Origin of the sequence: Agreia sp. PsM10 (genome assembly GCF_030433855.1) — a bacterium.
In the GTDB taxonomy this organism is placed as follows: domain Bacteria; phylum Actinomycetota; class Actinomycetes; order Actinomycetales; family Microbacteriaceae; genus Agreia.
The window spans coordinates 131,762-150,819 of sequence record NZ_JARUXC010000003.1; the positions used below are offsets into that span (position 1 = coordinate 131,762).

Here is a 19,058-nt window from a genome sequence, read left to right on the forward strand (position 1 = left end):
TCGTGAGCGGGTCTCCCGCGCTCAGCGCCGCACGTGCTTTCCCGACTTCCTAGGAGCAGCCATGAGCGACACCACAATGACCCAGACCGAGGCGCCCAGCCACCGCGTGGGCGTCACCGACGCCGCCGCCGAGAAGGTGCGCAGCCTGCTCGTGCAGGAGGGCCGTGAAGACCTCCGCCTGCGCGTCGCCGTGCAGCCGGGCGGATGCTCGGGCCTCATCTACCAGCTCTACTTCGACGAGCGCCAGCTCGACGGAGACGCCGTCGTCGACTACAACGGGGTCGAGGTGATCGTCGACGAGATGAGTGTGCCGTACCTCGACGGAGCCACCATCGACTTCGAGGACACCATCCAGAAGCAGGGGTTCACGATCGACAACCCCAACGCCGGAGGAAGCTGCGCCTGCGGCGATTCGTTCCACTGATTATTCGGGTCCCACGAGGCCCGGAGATCCGCTGTTCCTCAAGGGAGTCGCTGTCAAGCGGCTCCCTTCGTGGATTCAGGCGGGCGTGTTATGTCGAGTAGGCTAGGCCTCGGTTCTCTACACTTGTGGGTAGTTCCTTCCACAGTCTTCCGAAAGGTCACTGGTGCGCTCTCGACGTCTCCGCTGGGCCGCAATTCCCATTGCTGCCACCCTCGCATTCCTCCTCGCCGGCTGCACTCAGCAGCAGCTGCAGGGGTGGCTGCCCACCGAGCCGGGAACGACGAACAACGTCGATCGCGTGATCGGGCTCTGGGTCACGTCGTGGATCGTGCTCCTCATCGTCGGAGTCATCACCTGGGGCCTCACGCTCTGGGCGGTCATCGTCTATCGTCGTCGCCGCGGCCAGACGGGCCTCCCCGCCCAGCTGCGCTACAACATGCCGATCGAGATCTTCTACACGGTCGTTCCGCTCATCCTGGTGCTGGGCTTCTTCGCCTTCACCGCCCGTGACCAGTCGGCCATCGAGGCCAAGTACGACGACCCCGACGTCACGATCGCCGTCTACGGCAAGCAGTGGGCATGGGACTTCAACTACGTCGACGAAGACGTCTACTCCGCCGGCATCCAGGGCCAGCCCGACCCCGACGACGCCAAGGGCAGCCTGGTCGAGTCCGAGATCCCCACGCTGTACCTGCCGGTGGGCAAGAAGGTCGAGATCCAGCTCGAGGCTCGCGATGTCATCCACTCCTTCTGGGTCATCGACTTCCTCTACAAGAAAGACATGATCCCCGGCAAGACGAACTACATGTACGTGACGCCGGAGCGTGAGGGCACGTACAGCGGCAAGTGCGCGGAGCTGTGCGGCGAGTACCACTCGCTCATGCTCTTCAACGTCAAGGTCGTCTCGCAAGACGAGTACGACACGTACATCCAGTCTCTGAAGGACGCCGGATTCAACGGCCAGCTCGGACACGAGTACGACAGAAATCAGAACCTCCCCGGCACGACGTCGCCCCGGGTAGCGGAGTAGGGGAACGTAACGATGACGACCACAGCCGTAGCGCCGACCACCGGTCAGACGCTCACCGACGGACAGTCCCGAAGCGCTGAGCGCAAGGGCAACGTGCTGGTCAAGTGGATCACCTCCACCGACCACAAGACCATCGGGTACATGTACCTGATCTCCTCGTTCATCTACTTCTGCCTCGGCGGGGTCATGGCGCTCGTCATCCGCGCCCAGCTCTTCGAGCCCGGTCTCGAGATCCTGCAGACGAAGGACCAGTACAACCAGCTCTTCACGATGCACGGCACGATCATGCTCCTCATGTTCGCGACGCCGCTGTTCGCCGGTTTCGCCAACGTGCTGATGCCGCTTCAGATCGGTGCGCCCGACGTCGCCTTCCCCCGACTCAACGCCTTCGCGTACTGGCTCTACAGCTTCGGCAGCCTGATCGCCGTGGCGGGGTTCCTCACCCCCCAGGGCGCGGCATCCTTCGGCTGGTTCGCCTACGCCCCGCTCTCGAGCGAGACGTTCACGCCCGGCGACGGTGGAAACCTCTGGGTGATCGGACTCGGCATCTCCGGATTCGGAACCATCCTCGGTGCGGTCAACTTCATCACCACGATCATCACCATGCGCGCACCCGGCATGACGATGTTCCGCATGCCGATCTTCACCTGGAACATCCTCGTCACGTCGATCCTCGTGCTCATGGCGTTCCCCGTGCTGGCAGCGGCCCTCTTCGCCCTCGGAGCCGATCGCATCCTCGGCGCCCACGTGTACGACGCCGCCAACGGGGGAGTGCTGCTCTGGCAGCACCTGTTCTGGTTCTTCGGCCACCCCGAGGTCTACATCATCGCGCTCCCGTTCTTCGGCATCATCTCCGAGGTCCTGCCGGTGTTCAGCCGCAAGCCGATCTTCGGCTACAAGACGCTGATCTACGCGACGATCTCGATCGCGGCGCTGTCGGTCACCGTCTGGGCTCACCACATGTACGTCACCGGCTCGGTGCTGCTTCCCTTCTTCGCCCTGATGACCATGCTCATCGCGGTGCCCACGGGTGTGAAGATCTTCAACTGGATCGGCACCATGTGGCGAGGTTCGGTCACGTTCGAGACACCCATGCTCTGGGCTATCGGCTTCCTCATCACGTTCACCTTCGGTGGTCTCACCGGCGTGATCCTCGCATCGCCGCCTCTCGACTTCCACGTGTCCGACTCCTACTTCGTGGTCGCGCACTTCCACTACGTCGTCTTCGGCACCGTGGTGTTCGCGATGTTCAGCGGGTTCTATTTCTGGTGGCCCAAGTGGACCGGCAAGATGCTCAACGAGACGCTCGGCAAGTGGCACTTCTGGATGCTGTTCATCGGCTTCCACACCACGTTCCTGATCCAGCACTGGCTCGGAGTCGTCGGCATGCCGCGACGCTACGCGACGTACTCGCCTGAGGACGGCTTCACATCGATGAACCAGGTCTCGACGGTCGGTGCGTTCCTGCTCGCCGCGTCGCTGGTGCCGTTCTTCCTGAACGTCTACATCACGGCCCGCCGCGCTCCCAAGGTCACGGTCAACGACCCCTGGGGCTACTCGCGTTCGCTCGAATGGGCCACGTCGTGCCCGCCGCCGCGCCACAACTTCACGTCGATCCCGCGTATCCGCAGCGAGTCGCCGGCCTTCGACCTCAACCACCCCGAGGCGGGCATCCCCTTCGGTGTGGGCCCGGCGAAAGACGCGCCCGACGCCCCGACGTACGACACGGCATCCGAGAAGGTGAAGTAAGACATGAGAGCCAATAAGAACCTCTTCTGGATCCTGGCGGTCTTCTGCGTCCTCCTCGCGGGTGTCTACGTCTTCTGGAGCATCATCGACACGGGCAACGTCGAGTGGGTCGGTGCGCTCGGCATCGGCCTGGCCGGCATGCTTGCGGCCTTCCTCGCCTTCTACCTGGGGCGCGTGTACAGCGCGCAGGGCGGAGATCTTCCGGAGGACCGCCTCGACTCCGACATCGACGACGGCGACCCCGAGATGGGCTTCTACAGCCCGTGGAGCTGGTGGCCCGTCATCCTCGCCGGGTCTGCCTCTCTCATGCTTCTCGGTTTCGCCGTGGGCACGTGGATCACGTTCATCGGAGTCGCTCTCGTGCTCGTCGCGATCGTCGGCTGGGTGTACGAGTACTACCGCGGGTACTTCGCCCGCTAGTCCGCCACGCACGGTCTCAGGGCCCGTCTCGCATCGTCGAGACGGGCCCTTCGTCGTACGAGCGCGCTTGTTCACGCGCTGCTCAGTCCGTCTGTCGTCAGTCGGTTCTGAGAACTGTGCGTGGTCAGAGCCTTCTGAGTTCTCTCGTCATCCGGTCGCCTGTCGTTCCGAACGGGTCGTCGGTGGCGTAGCCGCATGTTCGTCGGCGAAGAGCTCGCTGCGTCGCGCGAGGACCGCGCGTCGCTGAGCGGAGATGGCGCGGCTGTAGGCCAAGGTCGCACGGTGCCTGTCGAGTCGGATGCTTTGGGCAATGTCCTGGGACGTGTCGGCGATCCGCCGGCGCCGAAGCGCAGGCAGGTCTCCACCGTGCCGATCGATCTCGGCCAGAATGTAGGCGGGGGAGTTGCTCTGCACGAGTTCGTCCCGAAGGCTTGCGTAGGTGCTGCTGGATGCCGGGTCGTCCTGGCGCGCTGATCGACCGCGGAGCTGGGCGTCGAGACGACGGGAGGCGTAACGTCCGGCTGCGATGACCGCCAATCCGCCTCTGCCGACCACCTCGTCGTGGTCGCGCCCGTCCACGCCTCCCAGACGGGTGCCGGTGCCCCTGCCCGACATCAGGGTGGAGATGGTCACGGCGCCGATCTCGCCGGCGCGCGCGACGATGGCGGCCTCGTCGTCGCTCCGCTATGTCGTCGACCAGGGCTGCGAGTTTCTCCTCCACCGTCAGGAAGACCCGGCCGGGTGCATGGACGCGGACATTCGGTCGGTGCCTGCGGACTGACGCTGAGGTGTTCTTTGGCCTCGACCGCCGCGTGCAGGCCCGTCGGGCCAGCGTCGGAGATGGGCGATACGGCCTCGGCCGTTCTCGATCAAGTTGATGGAGTCACCATCGATCATGTAATCGAAATCGCGACGCTGCGATCTTACGTTCGAACCCTCCCGTATGGATAACGACAGAAACGGCCCTCCCCGAAGGGAGGACCGTTTCTGATCTCTTACGCGAGCGGATCTAGTGGTGGCCGCTGCCGCTCTCGAGCTCCTTCGGGCTGACCGGCGCGATGCGGTCTTCGAAGAACCACCGTGACAGGCCGGCGCGGAAGCGCTGGACGGCCGTGATCTGACCGCGGGCGTTCGGGCGAATCATGAGCGGCTGGTAGTCGTTGTAGTCGATGAGCTTCCACCGCTCGTACTCGTCGACCGGCTGGTGGACCTCGATGTACTCTCCACCGGGCAGACGCACGATGCGACCCGACTCGAAGCCGTGGAGGGCGATCTCGCGGTCCTTCTTCTGGAGGGCGAGGCAGACGCGCTTCGTGACCAGGTAACCGATGATCGGTCCGAGGATGAGGAGCGCCTGGTTGACGTGGATGACACCTTCGATCGACAGCTGGAAGTGCGTGGCGATGATGTCGGAGCTCGCAGCACCCCAGAGGGCCGCGTAGAACAGCACGCCGGCGACACCGATGGCGGTACGGGTCGGCGCGTTGCGGGGACGGTCGAGCAGGTGGTGCTCCCGCTTGTCGCCGGTGATCCACGCCTCGATGAACGGGTACACCAGCACGGCGACGATGAAGCCGCCGAGGATGAGCACGGGGATGATGATGTTGAACGACCAGGTGCGATCCCAGAGCTCGAACTCGAGTCCGGGCGGCATCAGACGCAGGGCGCCGTCGGCGAAGCCGATGTACCAGTCGGGCTGCGTTCCCGCAGAGACGGGCGACGGGTCGTAGGGGCCGTAGTTCCAGATCGGGTTGATCGTGAAGAACGTTCCCATGAGCGCGATCACGCCGAAGACGATGAAGAAGAATCCGCCGGCCTTGGCCGCGAACATCGGCAGGATGGGGGAGCCGACGACGTTGTCCTTCGTCTGGCCCGGGCCCGACCACTGCGTGTGCTTGTGCACGACGACGAAGACGAGGTGGAGCGCGAGCATGACGGCGAGGATCGCGGGCAGCAGGAGGATGTGCAGCGAATACAGTCGGCCGACGATGTCGGTTCCCGGGAACTCGCCACCGAAGAGCAGGAAGGAGATCCAGGTGCCGACGACGGGCAGTCCCTTGATGAGGCCGTCGATGATGCGCAGGCCGTTTCCGGAGAGCAGGTCGTCGGGAAGCGAGTAGCCGGTGAAGCCCTCGGCCAGCGCCAGGATGAAGAGGATGAACCCGATGACCCAGTTCAGCTCACGCGGCTTGCGGAAGGCGCCCGTGAAGTAGATGCGGAGCATGTGGATGCCGATGGCCGCGATGAAGGTCAGGGCCGCCCAGTGGTGAATCTGGCGGATCAGCAGACCACCGCGCACGTCGAACGAGATGTTCAGCGTCGACGACATGGCCGTGGACATCTCGACGCCCTTGAGCGGAACGTAGGAGCCGTTGTAGACGACCTCGGCCATGGATGCCTGGAAGAAGAACGTGAGGAACGTTCCCGTTAGGAGGATGACGACGAAGCTGTAGAGGGCGACCTCGCCGAGCATGAACGACCAGTGGTCGGGGAAGATCTTGCGACCGAACTCCTTGACGACGCCTGAGATGCTGGTGCGCTCGTCGATGTAGTTCGCAGCGGCCTCGGTGAAGCGGCTGGAGGTGCTGCGCGGCGCGGACGGCCGTGTCGGCGCTGCGGCTGGTGCTGGTGCCGTCTCCGGCGTGGTCACTGTACTCATGATGAAGATCGCTCCCAGAAGCTCGGGCCGACGGGTTCGTGGAAATCGCTCTGGGCGATCAGGTAGCCTTCGCCGTCCACGGCGATCGGCAGCTGCGGCAGTGCGCGCTTCGCCGGTCCGAAGATGACCTTGCACTCTTCGGTGACGTCGAAAGTCGACTGGTGGCAGGGGCACAGCAGGTGGTGCGTCTGCTGCTCGTACAGCGCGACGGGGCATCCGACGTGCGTGCAGATCTTCGAATAGGCGACGATGCCGTCGTACGACCAGCCCGCGCGCTCCGGGCTCTCCTTGAGCTTGGCCGGGTCGAGGCGCATCAGCAGCACGGAGGCCTTGGCCTTCTCCTCGAGACGGTGCTCGGACTCGTTCAGTCCTTCGGGGATGACATGGAACGCAGACCCGAGCGTGACGTCGGATGCCTTGATCGGCAGGCCGGACGGGTCGAGTGTCAGGCGGGCGCCCTTCTCCCACATCGTGTGCTCGAGCAGTTCGACAGGATTCTCGTCCTGAGGGCCCCATCCACGGAAGAGCACGACCGCGGGGAGGGGGAAGGCGACGAGAGCGCCGAGGAGCGTGTTGCGAACCAGGGTGCGGCGGCCGAAGCCCGACTCCTCATTGGCTTCCTTGAAGATCTCGACGGCACGGGCGCGCGTCTCCTCGCTGCCACGCACGGCGTGACGCTGGTCGATGCCCTCGTGGTTCGCCATGAGGCTCTTCGACCAGTGCACGGCGCCGAGACCGAGGCCGAAGAGGGCGAGAACGATACCGATGCCGAGCATCATCGTGTGCAGCCGCAGGGCTCCGGTGTCGCCGTCTTCGATGGGGAAGGCCATGTACGACGCGATGGCGAAGATGCTTCCGACGATCGAGAGGTAGAAGAACGTGTAGACCTGTCGTTCGGCCTTCTTCTCGGCCTTCGGGTCGGTGTCGGTCACGCGCGGACGGTGAGCCGGGAAGCCCGGGTTCTCGAACGTCTCGGAGGGGACGACGGCCGTGCCAGGAGCTGCCGTCTCGTGCGAGACGTCAGCCGACGAAACAGCGGTGATGTCCTTGCCGCTCAGATCGTCATGTGCCATGTGATTGCCTTTCGAGCTTTTCTTCGAGGAAGTCCCTGTCGGGAACGTCCTCGCCTCGGTGAAGAATGTGTGAGCGGCAGGGCCGCCGGACTAGTTGGACTTCGCCGTGAGCCAGACGGTCAGGGCGACGATGGCACCCAGGCCGAAGATCCACACGAAGAGTCCCTCGGCCACGGGGCCGAGGCTGCCGAGTTCGTATCCGCCCGGGGACGGGTTCTTCTCGAGGTACTTGAGGTACGTGATGACATCGCGCTTGTCTTCGGGTGACAGGTTCTTGTCGTTGAAGACGGGCATGTTCTGAGGACCGGTGACCATGGCCTCGTAGATGTGCACGGCGGCGACGCCGGTCAGCGCGGGGGCGAACTTGCCCTCGGTGAGTGCTCCACCGGCTCCGGCGACGTTGTGGCACATGGCGCAGTTGATGCGGAACAGTTCGGCACCGTTCGTGGCATCGCCCTCGGCGTCGAGCAGGCTGTCGTCTGGAACGGCGGGGCCGGGGGAGAGGGAGGCGACGTAGGCGGCGAGCGCTTCGGTGTCTTCGGCGGTGAACTGCGGTGCCTTCTCCATGGCCTGCGGACCCTGCATGGCCATCGGCATGCGTCCTGTTCCCACCTGGAAGTCGACCGAGGCCGCACCGACTCCGAGGAGGCTGGGGCCTTCGCCCGTGCCCTGAAGGTCGAGTCCGTGGCAGCTGGCGCAGTTCGCGGCGAAGAGCTTCTTGCCCTCGTCGATGGTGGTCTGAGAGGCGGTGCTCGTCTCGGCCGTGGCCGTGCTGCTGAACAGCGCGTATCCACCGCCCGTGAACAGGAGTCCGATTGCGATCAGGGCAACGGTCGCCATGGGATGACGTCTGTTCGCCGTGCTGCCTTTTCGGGCCATTCTCTTCACTCTTCTCACAACTCTCTTGATGCGTCGACCGGGGTTCGGGTGGGGGCCGGTTGATCTATTTCAGCACGTAGATGACGAGGAACAGGCCGATCCAGACCACGTCGACGAAGTGCCAGTAGTACGACACGACGATGGCGCTCGTCGCCTCGCGGTGCCCCATGTTCTTGACGGCGAAGATGCGGCCGATCACGAGCAGGAATGCGATGAGGCCGCCGGTGACGTGGAGGCCGTGGAAACCGGTGGTGAGGTAGAACGCGGAGCCGTATGCGCTGGAGCTGATGGAGATGCCCTCGGACACCAGCGTCGCGTACTCGAAGATCTGGCCCGACACGAAGATCGCACCGAGGAGGTAGGTCAGGAAGAACCACTCGGTGGTGCCCCACCTGTTCGGCTGCCATCCGGTGGCGCGCGCCTGGAGACGCTCTGCGGCGAACACTCCCGCCTGGCAGGTGAACGAACTCGCCACGAGGATGATCGTGTTCACCAGCGAGAATGGAACGTTGAGCACGCTCGACTCGCTCTCCCACAGCGGACCGGAGGTGCTGCGGAGCGTGAAGTAGATGGCGAAGAGGCCGGCGAAGAACATCACCTCGCTTCCGAGCCACACGATTGTGCCCACTGCCACGACGTTCGGTCGTTGGATCAGCGGGGCACTCGAAGTCTGGGTCAGGGAGCTGCTCGTCACTTCTCCATTATGTCCGATATCAGCACAGGGTTTTTGCATTTGGGTGTGAGTGGCGCAGCCCATTGACACCCGGCCGGCAGGCGTTCGGCCTTTAGAATCGGGATATGGCGTACTCACAGTCCTGGTCCGAAATCCTTTCCTCGCTTCTCGCCCGGGACGACCTCTCGGTCTCCGAGGCATCGTGGGCGATGGACCAGGTGATGACGGGTCAGGCGTCCGACGCGCAACTCGCCGCATTCCTCATCGCCCTCAGGGCCAAGGGGGAGACGGTCGACGAGATCGTCGGATTCCGTGATGCGGTTCTCGATCATGCCGTCAGCCTCGACGTCGACCCGATGGCGCTCGACATCGTCGGAACCGGGGGAGACAGGCACGGCACGGTGAACGTCTCCACCATGGCGTCGATCGTCGCGGCCGCGTCGGGCGTGCCGGTGGTCAAGCACGGGAACCGCGCAGCCAGCTCGAAGTCGGGATCCTCCGACGTGCTGCAGGCCCTCGGCGTCGACCTCGACATCACCAATGTGCGAACGGCAGAGGTCCTCGACGAGGCGGGAATCACGTTCGCGTTCGCCTCGAAGTTCCACCCCGGGTTCGGCAACGTCGCCAATGTGAGACGGGAGCTGGGCGTGCCCACCGTCTTCAACTACCTGGGCCCGCTGTGCAATCCCGCGCGACCCGAGGCATCCGCTGTGGGGGTGGCGCAACTCGATCGCGTGCCGATCTTCGTGGGCGTTTTCCAGACGCGCGGCGCCACCGCTCTCGTCTTCCGCGGCGACGACGGGCTCGACGAGCTGACCACGACAGGTCACAGCCACATCTGGGAGGTCTCTCTCGGAGCGGTCGTCGAGCATGACCTCGATCCTCGTGACCTCGGCATCGCCCGTGCGCAGATCGGCGATCTGCTCGGCGGCGACGCCGAGCACAACGCCGACATCGCACGCCGCGTCCTCCAGGGGGAGGTGGGCCCCGTGAGGGACATCGTGCTGCTGAACGCCGCCGCGGGTCTCGTGGCCTTCGACCTCGCCTCGGATCCGGAGCAGGGACGGCGGCCGATCGTCGAGCGCCTGCGCGAGAAAATGGCCGTCGCCGCCCGGACGATCGATTCCGGTGCGGCGACGGCCACTCTCGACGCGTGGGCCGAAGCCACGCGTCACTGACTCACTGGGTGTCTTCGTCGACCCAGTCGAGGGTCTTCGTGACGGCCTTCTTCCAGTTGCGCAGCAGGCGGTCTCGCTCTGCCGCGTCCATGCTCGGAGTCCAGCGCTTGTCCTCCTGCCAGTTGTCGCGCAGTTCGTCGAGGGTCGACCAGAAGCCGACGGCCAGGCCGGCCGCGTAGGCCGCGCCCAGCGCCGTGGTCTCGGCCACGACCGGTCGCACGACGGGCACGTCGAGGATGTCGGCCTGGAACTGCATCAGACGGTCATTGGCGGATGCTCCGCCGTCGACCTTGAGCTCCGTGAGGGGCACACCCGAGTCGGCGTTCACGGCGTCCAGAACCTCGCGTGTCTGGAAGGCGATCGCCTCGATGGCGGCGCGGGCGATATGGCCCTTGTTCACGTACCGGGTCAGTCCGACCAGCGCGCCCCGGGCATCCGATCGCCAGTGCGGCGCGAAGAGGCCGGAGAAGGCCGGCACGAAGTACGCGCCGCCGTTGTCGTCGACCGTGTCTGCCAGCGCCTCCACCTCGGGTGCCGAGGAGATGATTCCGAGGTTGTCGCGCAGCCACTGGATGAGCGATCCGGTGACGGCGATGGAGCCTTCGAGGGCGTAGTGGGTCTCGCCGTCGCCGAGCTTGTAGCCGATGGTGGTGAGCAGGCCGTTCTCGCTCTTGACGATGTCGGTGCCGGTGTTGAAGATCAGGAAGTTTCCCGTGCCGTAGGTGTTCTTCGCCTCGCCCTTGTCGAAGGCGGCCTGGCCGAACGTGGCGGCCTGCTGGTCGCCCAGGATTCCGGCGACGGGTACCTCGCGCAGCAGACTGGAGTCGTGGACGAGCCCGTACGTCTCCGACGAGCTCTTCACCTCGGGAAGCATCGACTTCGGCACGTTGAACACCGCAAGGATGTCGTCGTCCCACTCGAGCGTCTCGAGGTTGAGGAAGAGGGTGCGGCTGGCGTTCGTGACGTCGGTGATGTGCACGCCGCCGTCGACGCCGCCGGTCAGATTCCAGGTGACCCAGCTGTCGGTCGTGCCGAACAGCAGGTCCCCGGCTTCAGCGCGCTCACGGGCGCCTTCGACGTTCTCGAGGATCCAGACGATCTTTGTTCCGGCGAAGTACGTCGACAGGGGGAGTCCGACGATGTCCTTGAACCGGTCGACCCCGCCGTCGGCGGCGAAGCGGTCGACGATCTCCTGCGTGCGGGTGTCCTGCCAGACGATGGCGTTGTAGATGGGTTCGCCCGTGTTCTTGTCCCATACCACCGCGGTCTCGCGCTGGTTCGTGATGCCCACGGCCTTGATGTTGTGGCGCGTGATGTTGGCCTTCGACAGCGCCTGGCCGATGACCTCACGCGTGTTGTCCCAGATCTCTTTGGGGTTGTGCTCGACCCAGCCCGCCTTCGGGAAGATCTGCTCGTGCTCGAGTTGGCCGGTCGAGACGATCGAGCCCGAGTGGTCGAAGACGATCGCCCTGGTGCTGGTCGTTCCCTGGTCGATCGCGAGAATGTAGTCCGTCATTGTCTAACTCCTTTGTTGAGTCCTGAGGTTCGTGGGTGACACGAGAGCGGGCCCGTCACGATCATGTGCGGGCCCGCTGTGTGTCAGGTGAGGATGGGGAGGAGGGGCACGGCGGCGAAGCCGGCCAGGACGCCTCCGACGATGGGGCCGAGGACCGGGACCCAGGAGTAGGACCAGTCGGAGGAGCCCTTGCCCTTGATCGGGAGGATGAAGTGCGCAATGCGCGGGCCGAGGTCACGGGCCGGGTTGATGGCGTACCCGGTCGGGCCACCAAGGGATGCGCCGATCGCGATCACGAGGATCGCCACGGGAAGAGCACCCAGGGCTGCGAGGCCGCCCTCACCCTGCCTGCCGCCCCCGAAGCCGATGACCACGAACACCAGCACGAACGTGCCGATGACCTCGGTCAGGAAGTTCCACCCGTAGGAGCGGATCGCCGGTCCGGTGGAGAACACGCCGAGCTTGTTGGCCGCGTCGGGCTCTTCGTCGAAGTGCTGCTTGTAGGCGAGCCAGACGAACACGGCGCCGATGATCGCACCCAGCAGCTGGGCGGCGATGTAGGTGAGGATCGACACGATGTTCACGGGAACGCCGGAGCCGAACTCGGTCGCGCCGTTCGCGACGAGGCCGAGGGTGACGGCGGGGTTCAGGTGCGCACCACTGTTGTACGACACGATCACACCCGAGAACACGGCGAAGCCCCACCCGATGTTCACCATCAGGAACCCGCCATTGAAACCCTTGTTCTTCACGAGCGCCACGTTGGCGACGACGCCGCAACCGAGAAGAACGAGCAGGGCCGTGCCTACCAGTTCAGCGAGAAATACAACTCCGAGATTGTCCACGTCGACCTTCCTTCGTGTGACGTCTATGTCACCTTGTGCAGAACCCCACATCAAGCGGTTGACTACACCATATCCGCAGGGATCTGCGGCGCATATGGTCTGGCGGGCAAAAGTCCAGACACTTCCGTGGAACTCGGGCGAACAAGTAGATTTGGCAGTGCGAGCTGCGCTCCCGCGCGGCTCCCTGAGCCGTTCCAGGCCCAGGTCGCACGGCACCATCAAAGAGGATTGCCACTCATGAAGAAACTCATCAACGATCCGCGTCGCGTGGTCGAAGAAGCGGTCGCCGGATTCGAGGCCGCCCACGGCGACCTGGTCGCGGTCTCGCACGATCCCATCTACATCGCCCGCAAGGATGCGCCGCGACAGGGCAAGGTCGCCCTTGTCAGCGGCGGCGGAAGCGGGCACGAGCCGCTGCACGGCGGTTTCGTCGGCTTCGGCATGCTCGACGCCGCCGTTCCCGGCCCCGTGTTCACCTCGCCGACTCCTGATCCCATCCTCGCGGCCACGAAGGCCGTCGATGGGGGAGCGGGCGTGCTGCACATCGTCAAGAACTACACCGGAGACGTGCTCAACTTCGAGACGGCAGCAGACCTCGCCGCCGCGGATGGCATCGACGTGCAGACCGTGATCGTCGACGACGACGTCGCGGTCAAGGATTCGCTGTACACGGCGGGGCGGCGCGGTGTCGCGGGCACCGTTCTCGTGGAGAAGATCGCGGGCGCGGCGGCGGAGCGCGGCGACGACCTCGCCTCGGTCGCCGCGATCGCGACACGGGTCAACTCGGTGACGAGGTCGATGGGAGTCGCCCTGACTCCGTGCGTCGTTCCGCATGCGGGGGAGCCGAGCTTCACGCTGGCCGATGATGAGATCGAGATCGGCATCGGCATCCACGGCGAGCCCGGGCGCGAGCGCATCAAGATCGAGCCCGCAGACGCGATCGTCGACAGGATCCTCGCACCGATCGTCGACGACCTGCCCTTCGCGTCGGGAGACCGGGTTCTCCTCTTCGTCAACGGACTGGGCGGCACTCCGCAGGTGGAGCTCTATATCGTCTTCCGTCGCGCCGCCGAAGCGCTGGCCGAGCGCGGCATCACCGTCTCGCGCACACTCGTCGGCAACTTCGTGACCTCGCTCGAGATGCAGGGCATGAGCATCACCGTCATGAGGCTCGACGACGAGCTCGAGCAGCTCTGGGACGCACCCGTGCAGACCGCCGCCCTGCGGTGGGGAAGGTAGACGACATGACGTTGGACACGGCATGGGCCGTTCGCTGGATCAGGGCGAGTGCCGCCGTCATCTCCGAGCACCGGGTCGAGCTCATCACGCTCGACCGCGACATCGGCGACGGTGACCACGGAGAGAATCTCGATCGGGGGTTCTCGGCCGTTCTGCCGAAGCTCGACGATCTGGCCGACGATGCCACGCCGGCGGATGCGCTCAAGCTCGTCGCGACGACGCTGATCTCGACCGTGGGCGGTGCGGCAGGCCCGCTGTACGGCACCGCGTACCTGAAGGCGGCAGGTGCGATCGCCGGACAGGCCGAGCTCGACGGCGCGGCGATCGTGGCCCTGCTCACGGCCGCTCGTGACGGCGTCGTCCTGCGAGGCAAGGCCGCCCCGGGCGACAAGACCATGGTGGATGCCTGGACGCCCGCCGTCGACGCGGCCGCGGCCGCCCTGTCGAACGGCTCGGACGAAGCAGGAATCCTCGACGCCGCCGCGACGGCGGCGGAGGGCGGCGCCCGGGCCACGGAGCCGCTCGTAGCGCACAAGGGTCGGGCGAGCTACCTGGGGGAGAGGGCCATCGGGCATCGCGATCCCGGTGCTCAGTCCTCGGCCCTGCTGCTCCGTGCCGCCGCGGACACGGCGACGGACGCCTGATATGGCGCCGGTGGCCGGCAAGGTCGGGTTGGTCTTCGTCTCGCACAGCTCCAAGATCGCGGAGGGGCTGGTCGAACTCGCGCAGCAGATGGCCGGGACCACGGCGATGGCAGCCGCCGGAGGCACGGACGAGGGCGGAATCGGCACGAGCTTCGAGCGAGTCGGGGAGGCCATCGCCTCGGTCGACTCGGGGGAGGGTGTCGTCGTACTGTGCGACCTGGGCTCGGCCATCCTCACGGCCGAGACGGCGAAGGACTTCCTCGACGATGACGTGCGCGATCGCGTGGTGATCGTGGACGCCCCGCTCGTCGAGGGTGCCGTCGCCGCATCCGTCGAGGCCGAGTCGGGCGCCGACCTCGGCGCGGTGGTGGCCGCCGCCCGGTCTGCGATCGGCGCGTTCGCTGCCGGCGACCCGCATCCGGTCGCCGACGAGACGACATCGGGGTATTCCCGCAGCGTGACCATCGTGAACACCGACGGGCTGCACGCCCGGCCGGCCGCCGAGTTCGTGAAGCTGGCCAATTCGCTCGGGGTTCCGGTCACGGTCAACGGGGCGGATGCACGAAGCCTGCTGGGCATCATGTCGATGGGGCTCGTCAAGGGCCGATCGGTCGAATTGTCGACGCCGAGCCCCGACGGCAGGGCCGCTGTGGATGCGCTGGCCGAGCTCGTGGAGTCGGGTTTCGGCGAGTCGTAGTCACTCTGTGCACTACGTCGGGTGCGCCTCTACGAGGAGACATCGACCGTTGTCGGACCGATGAGGACGACGAGGCTGGCGACCGCGACGAAGGCGCAGCCGATCGTCACGCACCCCCAGATCGATCGGCTGAGAAGCAGTTCCGTTCTACGGGTCATGCTCGACGACCACGCCAGGATCGAGGCGAGCAGCGCGAGCGCGAGGGCGAAGCAGGCGGCGCTCGACGACAGAGCGGCGAAGACGACGTCGAACGATCCCCATGCCGACATGAACCGACCTCCAGAGCGCCCGGGGACCACCGAGGCGGTGAAGATCCCTCACTGACCTAGACGGGCGTCCGTGCCGATCATGACGGCGCATTCGTCAGACGGCGCACCGCAACGGCGGGGGAGAGGAGTCAGGCGGCCTGCCACAGCTCGATGCGATTGCCCTCCGGATCGACGACCCAGCCGAACCGACCGACCCCGTCCATCGTCTCGGTGCGAGGGTCGACCTCCGCTCCCGCGGAGCGGAGCTGCTCGAGCATCGCGTCGAGGTCGGCGACGCGGAAGTTCAGCATCATCTGCTGCGAGGGGGATCCGAGGTAGTCGCTTGTGCGATCGAACGTCGCGAGAATCGTGGGCCCTGCCTGCTGCTGCCACGGGTCCGACGGGTCGGTGCCGATTCCGAGATTGTCGCGGTACCAGGCGGACAAGGCGTCGGGATCCGACGAACGCATGAACACTCCGCCGACGCCCAGAACTCGCTCCATGCCGACATCCTGCCGCCGAGAATGGAGTTGTGTAAAGAGGCCTGTTCCCTCACCCTGTCGAAAGGCGCGGATGTCGGCACCGGCTAGGCAGCGCCGGGCGCGGCGCGCGGGTGTGTTGACATAATGTGCATTATCGGACATTTGGTGGAGGCGGCGGAGCGGGGTCGATCAGCGACTGCGAGCCGGCCCGAGCCGGTCGCCCGATGGTCTCTGCACGGTGACTCTGTGCGCTCCGGCGCAGGCTGCTCCGGGTGGCGAGTCGATGGCTGAAACTCTATGGCTGTGCGATGCGCTCATCTGGTGACGGGCCTGCACGACGACCGTCGCGCATCCGTGGCTCTGGCTCGTCACCGTGAAATCTCTTGACATAATCACAACCGGGCCAGAACAGACTCGTTGTCACGAACGACGCTCAGGCACCCACGTACCGTGCCAGGTATTCGCCGGTCAGGGTCGATCGTGCGTCGACGAGGTCGGACGGAGTTCCTTCGAAGACCACGGTGCCTCCGTCGTGGCCGGCGCCGGGCCCGATGTCGATGATCCAGTCGGCGTGAGCCATGACCGCCTGGTGGTGCTCGATGACGATCACCGACTTTCCTGAGTCGACCAGCCGGTCGAGAAGGCCGAGCAACTGTTCGACGTCGGCGAGATGAAGCCCGGTGGTCGGCTCGTCGAGGATGTAGACGCCGCCCTGCTCCGACATGTGGGTGGCAAGCTTCAGGCGTTGCCTCTCTCCGCCGGAGAGCGTGTTCAAGGGCTGTCCGAGACGGATGTACCCCAGGCCGACGTCTGCCAGACGCTCCAGGATCGACTGGGCGGCCGGCGTGCGCGAGTCGCCGGTCGAGAAATACAGCAGCGCCTCGTCGACGCTCATGCCGAGGACCTCGCTGATGTCGCGCCCGTTCAGGTGGTAGTCGAGCACCGAGGCGTCGAAACGACGGCCCTCGCATACCTCGCAGGTGGTGGTGACGGAGGCCATCATGCCGAGGTCGGTGACGATCACGCCGGAGCCGTTGCAGTTCGGACAGGCCCCTTCCGAATTCGCACTGAACAGGGCGGGTTTGACGCCGTTCGCCTTGGCGAACGCCTTGCGGATGGGTTCGAGCAGTCCCGTGTATGTCGCCGGGTTGCTGCGACGGGACCCTCGGATGGCGCCCTGGTCGACCGAGACGACGCCGTCACGACCCGCGATCGAGCCGTGGATGAGCGAGCTCTTGCCCGAGCCCGCGACGCCCGTGACGACGGTGAGGATGCCGGTGGGAACGTCGACGTCGACGTCGCGCAGGTTGTGCGTTCGCGCCCCGCGGATCTGCAGGGCACCGGTGCGCGTTCGCACGGTCTTCTTGAGGGTGTGCCGGTCGTCGAAATGGATGCCGGTCAGGGTGCCGCTCCCCCGCAGCCCGTCGACGGTGCCCTCGAAACAGACCTCGCCTCCCGCGGTGCCCGCGCGCGGCCCGAGGTCGACGATGTGGTCGGCGATGGCGATCGTCTCGGGCTTGTGTTCGACGACGAGAACGGTGTTGCCCTTGTCGCGCAGTTGCAGGAGGAGGCCGTTCATGCTCTGGATGTCGTGGGGGTGCAGACCGATGGTCGGCTCGTCGAAGACATAGGTGACGTCGGTCAGGGAAGAGCCCAGGTGCCGGATCATCTTCGTGCGCTGCGCCTCGCCGCCCGAGAGCGTGCCCGCGGGTCGATCGAGCGAGAGGTATCCCAGTCCGATCTCGACGAAGGAGTCGAGCGTGTGCTGCAGGGCGCTCAGCAGGGGCGCGACCGACGGCTCGTCGATCGTGCGCACCCATTCGGCGAGATCGCTGATCTGCATGGCACAGGCATCGGCGATGTTGATCTCGCCGATGCGGGAGGAGCGCGCGCCCTCGTTGAGACGCGTGCCCGAACACTCCGGACAGGTCGTGAAAGTGACTGCCCGGTCGACGAAGGCCCGGATGTGGGGCTGCATCGCCTCCCGGTCCTTCGACAGGAACGACTTCTGTACCTTGGGGACGAGTCCCTCGTAGGTCATGTTGATGTCGCCGACCTTGATCTTGACGGGCTCGTGATAGAGGAAGTCGTCGAGCTCCTTCGTCGTGTAGTCGCGGATCGCCTTGTCGGCGTCGAGGAATCCGGAGCCCGTGAAGATGCGTACTCCCCACCCGTCTGCCGTGTATCCCGGAATGGTCAGGGCGCCCTCGTTGAGCGATTTGCTGTCGTCGTAGAGCTGGGTGAGGTCGATGTCGTTGACCTTGCCCATGCCCTCGCAGCGGGGGCACATGCCCCCGGTGACCGTGAAACTGCGGCGTTCTCTGACCTCTCGCCCGCCCTTCTCCATCGTGACGGCGCCGGCGCCGCTGACCGAGGGAACGTTGAAAGCGAATGCCTGTGGCGAGCCGAGGTGGGGCTGGCCCAGTCTGCTGAAGACGATCCTCAGCATCGCGTTCGTATCGGTCGCCGTTCCGACGGTCGAGCGCGAGTTTGCCCCCATGCGTTCCTGGTCGACGATGATCGCGGTCGTCACGCCCTCGAGCACGTCGACGTAGGGACGGGCGAGCGTCGGCATGAATCCCTGCAGGAATGCGCTGTAGGTCTCATTGATCATGCGTTGCGACTCGGCGGCGATCGTGGCGAACACCAGGGAGCTCTTGCCCGACCCCGAGACACCGGTGAAGACGGTGAGGCGTCGTTTCGGGATGTCGACGCTGACATCCTTCAGGTTGTTCTCGCGGGCACCCTGCACACGGATGCGGTCGTGGTTGTCGGCTGCCGTGCTCATGGATTCCCTCTCGTCGAACAGTCAGCAGGATGCGAGCTGGCCGCGCAGGAGCCGAGCGAGGTTCTCGGGTTCGACCGGGTCGGCGGTCGTCTCGAGCTCGCGCAGGCTCCACCACCGCTGGTCGATGATGTCTACCTTCTCCTCGGGCGTCCACCTCGTCGAATCGACCTCGAATCGCCGGGTGCGGAAGGAGTACCACGCCTCGTGGTGCGCGGCCCAGACGCCGGGAGCCCGTTCGGCCACGAAGTCGCGGGTCGAGAACGGTGCTCCCGGATCGTCGATGACGAGGCCTGTCTCCTCGAAGAGTTCGCGCACGGCGGCCGTGCGATGGTCTTCGCCCGGCTCGAGGTGCCCGCCCGTCGTCAGCCACCTGGCCGGATAGCCGTCGACGTCGTGGCGGGTCAGCATGAGCAGCACGTGGTCGTACTGGTCGACGAGAAGCACTCGTGACTTCGCATAGACGACGTCGGTGGTCGTGGCGTGCACGCTCATGCCGGCCGGTTCGTTCTGGATC

18 protein-coding genes and 1 pseudogene are annotated in these 19,058 nt (G+C 65.6%); 8 read left to right on the forward strand and 11 right to left on the reverse strand.

Features of this window, described 5'->3' with window-relative positions; genetic code table 11:
• The first annotated feature begins 61 nt into the window (after positions 1-61).
• The 4 genes from erpA to QCD70_RS04670 all read left to right on the forward strand — a co-directional run bounded on the left by erpA (position 62) and on the right by QCD70_RS04670 (position 3,623).
• Positions 62-424, forward strand: coding sequence for an iron-sulfur cluster insertion protein ErpA (gene erpA / locus QCD70_RS04655; RefSeq protein ID WP_055950054.1), 363 nt, complete (start codon positions 62-64; stop codon positions 422-424).
• A gap of 160 nt (positions 425-584) precedes the next feature.
• Complete coding sequence (gene ctaC, locus QCD70_RS04660; protein WP_055928493.1) at positions 585-1,454, forward strand: aa3-type cytochrome oxidase subunit II; 870 nt, start codon at positions 585-587, stop codon at positions 1,452-1,454.
• A 12-nt stretch (positions 1,455-1,466) separates the two neighbouring features.
• A complete protein-coding gene (gene ctaD, locus QCD70_RS04665) occupies positions 1,467-3,203 on the forward strand; it encodes an aa3-type cytochrome oxidase subunit I (RefSeq protein WP_055928496.1) in 1,737 nt (578 codons plus the stop codon).
• Between the two features lie 3 nt (positions 3,204-3,206).
• Complete coding sequence (locus QCD70_RS04670) at positions 3,207-3,623, forward strand: cytochrome c oxidase subunit 4 (RefSeq protein WP_301214010.1); 417 nt, start codon at positions 3,207-3,209, stop codon at positions 3,621-3,623.
• 147 nt (positions 3,624-3,770) lie between these two features.
• Here the strand turns inward: QCD70_RS04670 and QCD70_RS04675 are convergent.
• From QCD70_RS04675 to ctaE, 5 genes and pseudogenes are all read right to left on the reverse strand, one after another.
• A pseudogene (locus QCD70_RS04675) lies at positions 3,771-4,289 on the reverse strand (preprotein translocase subunit SecA); the annotation flags it as partial.
• A 343-nt stretch (positions 4,290-4,632) separates the two neighbouring features.
• Positions 4,633-6,282, reverse strand: a complete 1,650-nt coding sequence (gene qcrB, locus QCD70_RS04680; protein ID WP_055950070.1) for a cytochrome bc1 complex cytochrome b subunit — start codon at positions 6,280-6,282, stop codon at positions 4,633-4,635.
• The gene (gene qcrA, locus QCD70_RS04685; RefSeq protein WP_301214012.1) at positions 6,279-7,355 is read right to left on the reverse strand and encodes a cytochrome bc1 complex Rieske iron-sulfur subunit; all 1,077 of its coding nucleotides are present in this window, start codon (positions 7,353-7,355) and stop codon (positions 6,279-6,281) included. The genes qcrB and qcrA overlap by 4 nt, the downstream gene beginning before the upstream one ends.
• 90 nt (positions 7,356-7,445) lie before the next feature.
• The gene (gene qcrC / locus QCD70_RS04690; protein ID WP_301214013.1) at positions 7,446-8,234 is read right to left on the reverse strand and encodes a cytochrome bc1 complex diheme cytochrome c subunit; all 789 of its coding nucleotides are present in this window, start codon (positions 8,232-8,234) and stop codon (positions 7,446-7,448) included.
• A gap of 64 nt (positions 8,235-8,298) precedes the next feature.
• Complete coding sequence (gene ctaE, locus QCD70_RS04695) at positions 8,299-8,967, reverse strand: aa3-type cytochrome oxidase subunit III (protein ID WP_301214014.1); 669 nt, start codon at positions 8,965-8,967, stop codon at positions 8,299-8,301.
• A 65-nt stretch (positions 8,968-9,032) separates the two neighbouring features.
• On the opposite strand from ctaE, the gene trpD reads away from it, so the two are divergent.
• Positions 9,033-10,085: an anthranilate phosphoribosyltransferase gene (gene trpD / locus QCD70_RS04700; protein ID WP_301214015.1), complete on the forward strand. Its 1,053-nt coding sequence runs from the start codon at positions 9,033-9,035 to the stop codon at positions 10,083-10,085.
• Position 10,086: 1 nt separating this feature from the next.
• On the opposite strand, the gene glpK is transcribed toward trpD, so the two are convergent.
• Both glpK and QCD70_RS04710 read right to left on the reverse strand, forming a co-directional pair.
• On the reverse strand, positions 10,087-11,601 hold the full coding sequence (glpK, locus tag QCD70_RS04705; protein ID WP_301214016.1) for a glycerol kinase GlpK: 1,515 nt from the start codon (positions 11,599-11,601) through the stop codon (positions 10,087-10,089).
• Positions 11,602-11,684: 83 nt separating this feature from the next.
• Complete coding sequence (locus QCD70_RS04710) at positions 11,685-12,446, reverse strand: MIP/aquaporin family protein (RefSeq protein WP_441004912.1); 762 nt, start codon at positions 12,444-12,446, stop codon at positions 11,685-11,687.
• Positions 12,447-12,683: 237 nt separating this feature from the next.
• On the opposite strand from QCD70_RS04710, the gene dhaK reads away from it, so the two are divergent.
• Genes dhaK through dhaM form a run of 3 tightly spaced genes read left to right on the forward strand, consistent with a single transcriptional unit; the run spans position 12,684 to position 15,026 of the window.
• Positions 12,684-13,685 carry a dihydroxyacetone kinase subunit DhaK gene (gene dhaK, locus QCD70_RS04715; protein ID WP_301214018.1) on the forward strand — a complete coding sequence of 334 codons (1,002 nt, stop codon included), beginning with the start codon at positions 12,684-12,686 and terminating at the stop codon, positions 13,683-13,685.
• A gap of 5 nt (positions 13,686-13,690) precedes the next feature.
• Positions 13,691-14,329, forward strand: coding sequence for a dihydroxyacetone kinase subunit DhaL (gene dhaL, locus QCD70_RS04720; protein ID WP_301214019.1), 639 nt, complete (start codon positions 13,691-13,693; stop codon positions 14,327-14,329).
• Position 14,330: 1 nt separating this feature from the next.
• Positions 14,331-15,026, forward strand: coding sequence for a dihydroxyacetone kinase phosphoryl donor subunit DhaM (gene dhaM, locus QCD70_RS04725; protein ID WP_301214020.1), 696 nt, complete (start codon positions 14,331-14,333; stop codon positions 15,024-15,026).
• A gap of 29 nt (positions 15,027-15,055) precedes the next feature.
• Here dhaM and QCD70_RS04730 read toward each other — a convergent pair whose 3' ends face one another.
• The 4 genes from QCD70_RS04730 to QCD70_RS04745 all read right to left on the reverse strand — a co-directional run bounded on the left by QCD70_RS04730 (position 15,056) and on the right by QCD70_RS04745 (position 19,036).
• Positions 15,056-15,295, reverse strand: coding sequence for a hypothetical protein (locus QCD70_RS04730; RefSeq protein WP_301214021.1), 240 nt, complete (start codon positions 15,293-15,295; stop codon positions 15,056-15,058).
• Positions 15,296-15,423: 128 nt separating this feature from the next.
• Positions 15,424-15,777: a VOC family protein gene (locus tag QCD70_RS04735; RefSeq protein ID WP_301214022.1), complete on the reverse strand. Its 354-nt coding sequence runs from the start codon at positions 15,775-15,777 to the stop codon at positions 15,424-15,426.
• A gap of 412 nt (positions 15,778-16,189) precedes the next feature.
• Complete coding sequence (locus QCD70_RS04740) at positions 16,190-18,544, reverse strand: excinuclease ABC subunit UvrA (RefSeq protein ID WP_301214023.1); 2,355 nt, start codon at positions 18,542-18,544, stop codon at positions 16,190-16,192.
• A gap of 21 nt (positions 18,545-18,565) precedes the next feature.
• Positions 18,566-19,036, reverse strand: coding sequence for an NUDIX hydrolase (locus tag QCD70_RS04745; RefSeq protein ID WP_301214024.1), 471 nt, complete (start codon positions 19,034-19,036; stop codon positions 18,566-18,568).
• Between the last annotated feature and the right edge of the window lie 22 nt (positions 19,037-19,058).

What these genes read in the sequence shown, in the direction of transcription:
- dhaL (WP_301214019.1), top strand. Translation starts at nt 13,691, where the DNA reads ATGACGTTGGACACGGCATGGGCCGTTCGCTGGATCAGGGCGAGTGCC.
- QCD70_RS04730 (WP_301214021.1), bottom strand. Translation starts at nt 15,295, where the DNA reads ATGTCGGCATGGGGATCGTTCGACGTCGTCTTCGCCGCTCTGTCGTCG.
- QCD70_RS04745 (WP_301214024.1), bottom strand. Translation starts at nt 19,036, where the DNA reads ATGAGCGTGCACGCCACGACCACCGACGTCGTCTATGCGAAGTCACGA.
- ctaE (WP_301214014.1), bottom strand. Translation starts at nt 8,967, where the DNA reads ATGCAAAAACCCTGTGCTGATATCGGACATAATGGAGAAGTGACGAGC.
- glpK (WP_301214016.1), bottom strand. Translation starts at nt 11,601, where the DNA reads ATGACGGACTACATTCTCGCGATCGACCAGGGAACGACCAGCACCAGG.
- dhaK (WP_301214018.1), top strand. Translation starts at nt 12,684, where the DNA reads ATGAAGAAACTCATCAACGATCCGCGTCGCGTGGTCGAAGAAGCGGTC.
- trpD (WP_301214015.1), top strand. Translation starts at nt 9,033, where the DNA reads ATGGCGTACTCACAGTCCTGGTCCGAAATCCTTTCCTCGCTTCTCGCC.
- qcrB (WP_055950070.1), bottom strand. Translation starts at nt 6,282, where the DNA reads ATGAGTACAGTGACCACGCCGGAGACGGCACCAGCACCAGCCGCAGCG.
- erpA (WP_055950054.1), top strand. Translation starts at nt 62, where the DNA reads ATGAGCGACACCACAATGACCCAGACCGAGGCGCCCAGCCACCGCGTG.
- QCD70_RS04735 (WP_301214022.1), bottom strand. Translation starts at nt 15,777, where the DNA reads ATGGAGCGAGTTCTGGGCGTCGGCGGAGTGTTCATGCGTTCGTCGGAT.
- dhaM (WP_301214020.1), top strand. Translation starts at nt 14,331, where the DNA reads ATGGCGCCGGTGGCCGGCAAGGTCGGGTTGGTCTTCGTCTCGCACAGC.
- qcrC (WP_301214013.1), bottom strand. Translation starts at nt 8,234, where the DNA reads ATGGCCCGAAAAGGCAGCACGGCGAACAGACGTCATCCCATGGCGACC.
- ctaD (WP_055928496.1), top strand. Translation starts at nt 1,467, where the DNA reads ATGACGACCACAGCCGTAGCGCCGACCACCGGTCAGACGCTCACCGAC.
- QCD70_RS04670 (WP_301214010.1), top strand. Translation starts at nt 3,207, where the DNA reads ATGAGAGCCAATAAGAACCTCTTCTGGATCCTGGCGGTCTTCTGCGTC.
- QCD70_RS04740 (WP_301214023.1), bottom strand. Translation starts at nt 18,544, where the DNA reads ATGAGCACGGCAGCCGACAACCACGACCGCATCCGTGTGCAGGGTGCC.
- qcrA (WP_301214012.1), bottom strand. Translation starts at nt 7,355, where the DNA reads ATGGCACATGACGATCTGAGCGGCAAGGACATCACCGCTGTTTCGTCG.